The organism is Pseudomonas sp. PB120 (genome assembly GCF_009761815.1).
Classification (GTDB): domain Bacteria; phylum Pseudomonadota; class Gammaproteobacteria; order Pseudomonadales; family Pseudomonadaceae; genus Aquipseudomonas.
The window spans coordinates 21,037-27,285 of record NZ_RWIN01000152.1; the positions used below are offsets into that span (position 1 = coordinate 21,037).

Consider the following 6,249-nt stretch of genomic DNA (forward strand, 5'->3'; position numbering starts at 1 on the left):
CGGTCTCCGGCATTCGTCCAGTACCGCATACGGGCCGGTGCAGGTTATTTCCGAAAGCGTGCATCGTGGCGCTGGTTATTCCGGTGCGCTTCAGCAAATTTTGGGCGCAAGCCTATACTGGCGACTACAAGACGTGATTCGGGAGCCTTACGATGTTCGCTCTCATGCAAAGCACTCGCCTTGAATCGCTGCATCTGAGCGTGGATCCGGTCACCGGGTTAAAGGCGGTCATTGCCATTCATAACAGCCGTTTGGGGCCAGCCCTGGGTGGCTGTCGTTACCTTGCCTATCCCAACGACGAGTCCGCCGTCGAGGATGCCGTGCGCCTTGCCCAAGGCATGAGTTACAAGGCAGCCCTCGCCGGTCTGGCCCAGGGCGGCGGCGTTGCGGTCATTATTCGTCCGGCCCACGTGGAAAACCGCGCGGCGTTGTTCGAAGCCTTCGGGCGTTGTATCCAGCAGCTCGACGGTCGCTACATCACGGCCATCGACAGCGGCACCTCGGTGGCGGACATGGATTGCATCGCCCAACAGACGCAACACGTCACCAGCACCACGTCGGCGGGCGACCCGGCACCTCATGCGGCAATGGGGGTGTTTACCGGGATTCGCAGCACGGCGATGGCTCGGTTGGGTAGCGATAATCTCGAAGGCTTGCGCGTGGCCATTCAGGGCTTGGGCAATGTCGGCTTCGCCCTCGCTGAGCAGTTGCACGCCGCCGGAGCGGAGCTACTGGTTAGCGACATCGATCATGGCAAGGTGCAACTGGCCATGGAACAACTGGGTGCGCACCCGATTGCCAACGAAGCATTGCTCAGCACGCCTTGTGACATTCTCGCGCCGTGTGGCCTCGGCGGCGTTCTCAATAGTCACAGCGTGACCCAGCTGCGTTGTGCGGCGGTGGCCGGGTCGGCGAATAACCAACTGACCCATCTGGATGTGGCGGATCAGCTGGAGCGACGGGGCATTCTGTATGCCCCGGACTACGTGATCAATTCCGGCGGGCTGATCTATGTGTCGCTCAAGCATCGCGGTGAAGAACTCACGACCATCACCGCGCACCTGTCGAAAATCAGTTCGCGCCTGACGGAAGTTTTCGCCCACGCCCAAGCGGAAAAACGCTCCCCGGCCCGGGTAGCGGACGAACTGGCGGAGAAAGTGCTGTACCGCTGAATGGTTTTCACCGGGCATGAAAAAGGCCCTGAGCCATTTGACTCAGGGCCTATTCAATTCGGGCATTGCTTTTACTTCGGGGTCTTGGCCGCTTTGGCTGGCTTGGCCGGTTCAGGCGCTTCAGCCACCACAGGCTCGACTTTTTCTGCGACTTCTTTTTCCGCAACTTCAACCGGCGCAGTCAGCAATTCGGACAACGCGTCCGGCTGGCTCTTGAACGCCTTGGCGAACACATCGCGGTTCTTCGCCATGTAGATTCCGACTTCTTCCACTTGCTGCTCGTTCAGGGACGGAACGGCTTTTTGCAACACCTCGGCCAGCAACTCGGCCAGTTCGAGCATTTTGTCATGACGGTCAGCTTCGGCTTTATCCATGAACAAGCGCTCCAGATCTCGGCTGCTGCGGTATACCACTTCGACGGCCATTCACCACCTCACATGCCTTCACATTAGTTGTCTGATTCGACCACTGTATTTATATACAGCGAAAAGGATAAGCGAATCCCTGCGCTTTGGGTAGTGGCTTTTTAATGTAGCCTGAAATCAGGGTTTGTCAGGTGAACCGAGTCGCGCTTATCGCGAGCAGGCTCGCTCCCACAATGATTCTGCGGCGACCACAAAACTAGTATAGGAGCGAGCATGCTCGCGATGAGGCCGGCCAAAACACCACAAAAGTGTCCAGCCACAACCCATCGCCATCTCAATCATCAAGCCTCTGGCCTTTTTTCTGCATGCAGAACAACCGTCACGTCCTACCCGCATCATCCGCTCGAACCGAGCTAAGGAAGAATCATCGTGAAAATCAATTGGGCCGAGAACCTGCGGCAGAACGTGCATCAGCTGGCCGAGTCGCTGGGTAACCTGTTCGTCGAAACCTTCCACTACCTGGCGCTGTTCGCCATCGGGGCGGTGACCGCGTGGGCCGCGGTGATGGAATTCCTGCAGATGATCGAAGCGGGGCACATCAAGATCGATGACATCCTGCTGCTGTTCATCTACCTGGAATTGGGGGCGATGGTCGGGATTTACTTCAAGACCAATCACATGCCCGTGCGCTTTCTGATCTACGTGGCGATTACGGCGCTGACACGGCTGCTGATCTCCAACGTTTCGCACCACAACCCGCCAGACCTGGGGATCATCTACCTGTGTGGCGGGATTCTGCTGCTGGCGTTCGCCATTTTGGTCGTGCGTTACGCCTCGTCGCAATTTCCCTCGGTGAAGATCGAGCACCCGCAACGCAAGATCGGTGCGGGTTCCGGTGAGCATCCCGAGGTTGAAAAAGGCGAGCTTTAAAGTCTCATGGCGGGGCGGGCGTTGCCATTGACGAGTGGCGGCGGCAGGGTGCGGCTGTCGCCGTCGGTCATAGCCTCGAGGATTGCCATGGCGCTGTGGCCCTGTTCAATGGCGATGCCGAACTGAATGCTTTGGACCAGGCGTTTTAGCCGTGCAGGGTCGTTGCGCTGTTCGGCGCTGATCATCCGTTTAGCGACCACGTGGCCACTGTTGGAGAGGGTCAGCATGATGCTGCCGTCCAGGCCCTGAATGCTCAGGTTGATTTGATAATCCGGTGCAAAAGCATCGGTAATGAGCTGAAATGGATTGTCCATGATGCGTCACCGCCTGATTGAACGTGCAGTTGTTGACCGGCCGTGATCGGGTTGGTTCGCCACACCGGACCATTGGCAGGTCGCTCGCAATCTCAAGAGGGATGAAGCAAGGGGCATGCCGGAAAGATTGTCGGACAATCACATCCCCTGTAGGAGCGAGCTTGCTCGCGATGGTCGTCAACGATTACGCGTGTTTACTGGCTAAACGCGGTGCTCTGACGTTCATCGCGAGTAAGTAGATCTTGCCCGTTTCGGGGCATGTGTTCACAGAAGGTGCAATCAGCACTCCACCCAGTTGACGGCCAGGCCGCCCCGTGACGTCTCTTTGTATTTGTCATGCATGTCGGCGCCGGTATCGCGCATGGTGCGGATCACCCGGTCCAGGGAGATGAAGTGCTTGCCGTCGCCGCGCAAGGCCATTTGCGTGGCGTTGATGGCCTTGACCGCCGCAATGGCGTTGCGCTCGATGCACGGCACCTGCACCAGGCCGCCGACCGGGTCGCAGGTCAGACCGAGGTTGTGTTCCAGGCCGATTTCGGCGGCGTTTTCCAGTTGCTCCGGGGTTGCACCCAGCACGTCCGCAAGACCGGCCGCCGCCATCGCGCAAGCCGATCCGACTTCGCCCTGGCAGCCGACTTCCGCACCGGAGATCGACGCATTTTTCTTGCACAGAATGCCCACGGCGGCAGCGCCCAGAAAGAACGCCACCACGTCATCGTCCGACGCGTCCGGATTGAATTTCATGTAGTAATGAAGCACCGCCGGAATGATGCCCGCGGCACCGTTGGTCGGCGCGGTGACCATGCGCCCACCGGCCGCGTTTTCCTCGTTCACGGCGAGGGCGAACAGGTTCACCCACTCCATGGCCGACAGCGTGGAGGTGATGACATTCGGCTTGCCGATTTCCAGCAGGCTGCGGTGCAATTTCGCCGCCCGACGCGGCACATTCAGGCCTCCGGGCAGGATGCCTTCGTGACGCAAACCTTGCTCGACGCACTCGCGCATCACCGACCAGATGTGCAACAAACCCTGGCGGATATCGGCCTCGCTGCGCCAGGCCAATTCATTGGCCATCATCAACTCTGAGACTCGCAGGCCATGCTGGTTGCACAGCTTGAGCAATTCGGCGGCGCTGGAGAAATCATACGGCAACACCACATCGCTGGTGGGCGCGATACCGGACTCGGCTTCCGCGGCTTCGACGATGAAACCGCCGCCGATCGAGTAGTACGTTTGTTCATACAATTCACCCGTTTCGCCAAAGGCTGTCAGGGACATGGCATTGGGGTGGTAGGGCAGGCTCTCGTCGAGCAGCAGGAGATCGCGCTGCCAGTTGAAGGCAATGGTGGTTTGGCCGGCCAGGTTCAGCTCGCCGGTTTCCAGCAAGGTGTTGATGCGGTTATCGATGCTGGTGGGGTCGATGCTGTCGGGCCATTCGCCCATCAGCCCCATGACGCAGGCGCGGTCGGTGGCATGGCCGACCCCAGTGGCCGACAGCGAGCCGTAAAGGCGAATTTCTACCCGACGGACGGCGTCCAGCAGATCCTGCTCGACCAACACCTGGCTGAAGGTCGCGGCGGCGCGCATTGGGCCGACGGTGTGGGAACTGGACGGGCCGATGCCCACTTTGAAAAGATCGAAAACACTGATAGCCATGCTAAAGCCTATACAAGCAATGGAAGAGGAATCGCTGCCATTTTTGTAGGACAAGCGCAATGTCGGCGATACTGCCTCCCTAGGTCCACCATGACCAACGAAACTTCCTAAGACAGCCTTTAGCAGGACTAAACAATGAGTCGCCAATTGCACGCCCAGACTTACGTCTGGCTGCACGTGTTTTCCTGTGCCGCGCGGCACTTGTCATTCACCCGCTGCGCCGAAGAGCTGCACATCACGCCGGGTGCGGTCAGTCAGCAAATCCGCCAGTTGGAAGAGCGCCTGGGTTTTCGCTTGTTTCACCGTCGCGCACGGGGCGTGGAGCTGAGCGCGCAAGGTCAGCGACTGGCCGTTACGGTCAACGAGGCTTACGGCAACATCGATGCGGAATTGCGACGGCTGGACGCGGGCATGATCAGCGGGATTTTGCGGGTGCGCTCGATTCCATCGTTCCTGAGCAAGTGGCTGACCCCGCGCCTGCCGCGTTTGCAGCAGCGCTTTCCGGATATCCAGTTGCGATTGGTGGCGGAGGACAGCAGCGTGCCGTTGCACGAAGGCGATTTCGATCTGGCGATCGATTTGAATGACGGCAGCTACCCGGGACTGTTATCCACAGCCCTGCTCGACGAGCAGATTTTCCCGGTGTGCGCCCCAAGCCTGTTGCGCGGCCGCCCGCCGCTGCACGGTCCGGCGGACCTGGTGCACTTTCCGTTGTTGCACGACATCACCGCCTGGCGCGGCAGCTACGAATACGCGGAGTGGGAGTTCTACCTCAATGCCATCGGTTTCGAGGGCGCGGACGTGCGGCGCGGGCACACCTTCAATCGCAATCACCTGACCATCGAGGCGGCGATTGCCGGCATGGGCGTGGCGATTGCGCGGCGAACGTTGCTCAACGACGAACTGGAGAGGGGAGCGTTGATCGTGCCATTCGGCCTGGCGGTGCCCAACCACAAACGCTACATGTTGCTCTACGCGCCAGGTGCGCTGAGTCATCCGGGCGTGCGTGCGGTGCATGACTGGCTGGTGGAAGAGGCGGGTGTTTTTCGTAGTCTGCATCCGCTGGCAGAGCAGCAGATGTGAGTAATTATGACAAAGAAGTGAGGCGACCCAACTCCCGACCTTAACAGCGCTTTTGCCCTTTGTCCGGCTTTTTTTGTGAATCGAAATTTATCTTTTTTTAGGGGTTGAATTGTTCTGCGCACAGACCGATTGTGTAAGTAAGAGGTCACGGTGATGACGCCCAAGGGCTAGCCGGAGGGCCTCTAGCGAGCTAGCTGAAATAAGGGATGAACTATGCAAATCCAAGTCAACAGCGATAACCATATTCAAAGCAGCATCCGACTGGAGGAGTGGGTACGTACTACCATTGAGAGCACGCTCGAACGTTATGAAGAGGACCTGACACGCGTCGAGGTTCACCTGCGGGACGAAAACGGCGACAAGCCCGGACCGCACGATATGCGCTGCCAACTGGAAGCGCGGCCAAAGGGCCACCAACCCATTTCTGTCACTCATAAAGCCGACTCCCTGGAACTGGCGATCGACGGTGCGGCTGAAAAACTCGAACATGCGCTGGATCATCTGTTCGGCAGACTGCGGGGCAAACCCCGTGCAGCAGTGGTGAAGTTTGATAGACCCCACGCCGACAAGCTGCTGGAAGACGAATTTCTCGAGAATGAACAGGCTGCACAAAACGGCTGAAGCCTGATTCACTTTTTACCTTCCCACTGAAACGGGCCTGCCATCGCAGGCCCGTTCTTGTTTATAGATCCCAACATAATCCTGTAGCGGCTGGCGAAGCCTGCGTCC

General features: G+C 58.8%; 6 protein-coding genes and 1 pseudogene. 4 read left to right on the forward strand and 3 right to left on the reverse strand.

Annotated features, from left to right (window positions below; translation table 11 throughout):
- The first annotated feature begins 152 nt into the window (after nt 1-152).
- Nucleotides 153-1,172: a Glu/Leu/Phe/Val dehydrogenase dimerization domain-containing protein gene (locus EJA72_RS27940; protein ID WP_157715097.1), complete on the forward strand. Its 1,020-nt coding sequence runs from the start codon at nt 153-155 to the stop codon at nt 1,170-1,172.
- A gap of 185 nt (nt 1,173-1,357) precedes the next feature.
- Here EJA72_RS27940 and EJA72_RS27945 read toward each other — a convergent pair.
- Nucleotides 1,358-1,597, reverse strand: a pseudogene (locus tag EJA72_RS27945) (YebG family protein); the annotation flags it as partial.
- Nucleotides 1,598-1,966: 369 nt separating this feature from the next.
- Between EJA72_RS27945 and EJA72_RS27950 the strand changes: the two are divergent.
- Entirely contained in the window at nt 1,967-2,467 is a 501-nt protein-coding gene (locus tag EJA72_RS27950; RefSeq protein WP_178129616.1) for a phosphate-starvation-inducible PsiE family protein, read from the forward strand.
- Here EJA72_RS27950 and EJA72_RS27955 read toward each other — a convergent pair.
- On the reverse strand, nt 2,464-2,781 hold the full coding sequence (locus tag EJA72_RS27955) for a DUF3509 domain-containing protein (protein WP_157715099.1): 318 nt from the start codon (nt 2,779-2,781) through the stop codon (nt 2,464-2,466). The genes EJA72_RS27950 and EJA72_RS27955 overlap by 4 nt on opposite strands.
- Nucleotides 2,782-3,060: 279 nt before the next feature.
- Nucleotides 3,061-4,437, reverse strand: coding sequence for an L-serine ammonia-lyase (locus EJA72_RS27960; RefSeq protein ID WP_157715100.1), 1,377 nt, complete (start codon nt 4,435-4,437; stop codon nt 3,061-3,063).
- A 135-nt stretch (nt 4,438-4,572) separates the two neighbouring features.
- On the opposite strand from EJA72_RS27960, the gene EJA72_RS27965 reads away from it, so the two are divergent.
- Nucleotides 4,573-5,520 carry a LysR substrate-binding domain-containing protein gene (locus EJA72_RS27965; RefSeq protein WP_157715101.1) on the forward strand — a complete coding sequence of 316 codons (948 nt, stop codon included), beginning with the start codon at nt 4,573-4,575 and terminating at the stop codon, nt 5,518-5,520.
- Nucleotides 5,521-5,733: 213 nt separating this feature from the next.
- The gene (locus EJA72_RS27970) at nt 5,734-6,141 is read left to right on the forward strand and encodes an HPF/RaiA family ribosome-associated protein (protein WP_157715102.1); all 408 of its coding nucleotides are present in this window, start codon (nt 5,734-5,736) and stop codon (nt 6,139-6,141) included.
- Nucleotides 6,142-6,249: the final 108 nt, after the last annotated feature.

What these genes read in the sequence shown, in the direction of transcription:
- EJA72_RS27970 (WP_157715102.1), top strand. Translation starts at nt 5,734, where the DNA reads ATGCAAATCCAAGTCAACAGCGATAACCATATTCAAAGCAGCATCCGA.
- EJA72_RS27940 (WP_157715097.1), top strand. Translation starts at nt 153, where the DNA reads ATGTTCGCTCTCATGCAAAGCACTCGCCTTGAATCGCTGCATCTGAGC.
- EJA72_RS27960 (WP_157715100.1), bottom strand. Translation starts at nt 4,437, where the DNA reads ATGGCTATCAGTGTTTTCGATCTTTTCAAAGTGGGCATCGGCCCGTCC.
- EJA72_RS27955 (WP_157715099.1), bottom strand. Translation starts at nt 2,781, where the DNA reads ATGGACAATCCATTTCAGCTCATTACCGATGCTTTTGCACCGGATTAT.
- EJA72_RS27965 (WP_157715101.1), top strand. Translation starts at nt 4,573, where the DNA reads ATGAGTCGCCAATTGCACGCCCAGACTTACGTCTGGCTGCACGTGTTT.